2 protein-coding genes and 1 pseudogene are annotated in these 1,253 nt (G+C 43.1%); 1 reads left to right on the forward strand and 2 read right to left on the reverse strand.

Features of this window, described 5'->3' with window-relative positions; all coding sequences use genetic code 11:
• Together R7Q38_RS23810 and R7Q38_RS23815 are read right to left on the reverse strand one after the other, a co-directional pair.
• The coding region (locus R7Q38_RS23810; RefSeq protein ID WP_318114526.1) for a patatin-like phospholipase family protein at positions 1-159 on the reverse strand (159 nt) is incomplete at its 3' end.
• Between the two features lie 181 nt (positions 160-340).
• Complete coding sequence (locus tag R7Q38_RS23815; protein WP_318114525.1) at positions 341-982, reverse strand: MarC family protein; 642 nt, start codon at positions 980-982, stop codon at positions 341-343.
• A gap of 195 nt (positions 983-1,177) precedes the next feature.
• Between R7Q38_RS23815 and R7Q38_RS23820 the strand changes: the two are divergent.
• A pseudogene (locus tag R7Q38_RS23820) lies at positions 1,178-1,253 on the forward strand (oxygen-insensitive NADPH nitroreductase); the annotation flags it as partial.

Raw genomic sequence — 1,253 nt, forward strand, 5'->3', positions numbered from 1 at the left:
GTAATCGGTCAGATAACCAATCAAATTAGATGCGCCTGCCGACACACCAATCGCAAAATCAAATGGCTTATAATCTCGCTCTAGAAATGCGTCTAACACGCCACTGGCAAAGACGCCGCGCATCGCTCCACCTTCCACTACAATTGCTTTCGTTGCCATGTTTCCCCCATTAATTTCTCGGAAAAGAGTAATGAAATTCGTGCATTAGCAACAATTGGTTATTCTTATTATTGAAATAGGTGAAGTCTATGTATTTCTGCCTTAGAAAGTGAAAACTAAAGATCAAAAAATCCACACTTATGACGCAACACAAGTGTGGATTTGGGAAATATGGGAAGAGTTAGGCAAATACGGTTTTGTAGGCTTCGCCAGCACCATCGATGAACATTTGGGTGCCGATCACCGCCAAAATCAGGCCCATCATTTTTGTCACCACATTCAAAGCACTAGGCCCTACCGCTTTGACCAGTTTGTCCCCAAACAGGAACAATATGTAGGTGATGATACAAAGAACCGCAAAAGAAACGATGGTAATAATGGTTTGGTCAAAACCACCTGTGGTCGCAAAGTTCATCGCTGTCGCAATCGTACCCGGCCCCGCGAGTATTGGCATCGCCAACGGTGATACGGCAATACTCAAGGCTGCCTGTTGCTGCGCAGGCGAATACGCTTTTTCCTTGGTTTTTTGATGCGTGGAATCTCCTTGCAACATATTAAAACCAATCATGAAGACTAAGATTCCCCCAGTAATGCGCAGCGCATAAAGGGTGATACCAAAGAGGTCGAAAATCACTTTTCCTGCGATAGCAAAAATAGCCACGATGACAAAAGCAATAAACACCGAACGAAGTTCTATTGATCGAACGGTCTCTTTATCTTCATCCGCCGTGAGGCTCAAAAAGATAGGAATATTGGCAATGGGATTCATGATCGCAAAGAACCCCATGAACACTGTGACGGTATGAAGTATCAGCTCTTTCATCTTTCCAACGCAGATAAACTATTGATTCTAAAAACAGTATATACCTTCACAAACAGAATGCGCGCCGTTTCCCCAGTCTGAACTCAAACTTATGCTCTAAGGCACAGTTTTTCTTTCACGATAGTTTACCCATTCATTAAATACCGCTAAGGTGAACGCTCAGCCTAAAAATAGAACAAAGGATGTTAAGTCATCATGAACAGTACGATCCAAACCATTCTTGGCCACCGTTCCATTCGTAAATTTACCTCACAGCCTATCGATAAAGAGC

It is taken from the genome of Vibrio sp. Vb0598, from assembly GCF_033338935.1.
GTDB classification, from domain to species: domain Bacteria; phylum Pseudomonadota; class Gammaproteobacteria; order Enterobacterales; family Vibrionaceae; genus Vibrio; species Vibrio alginolyticus.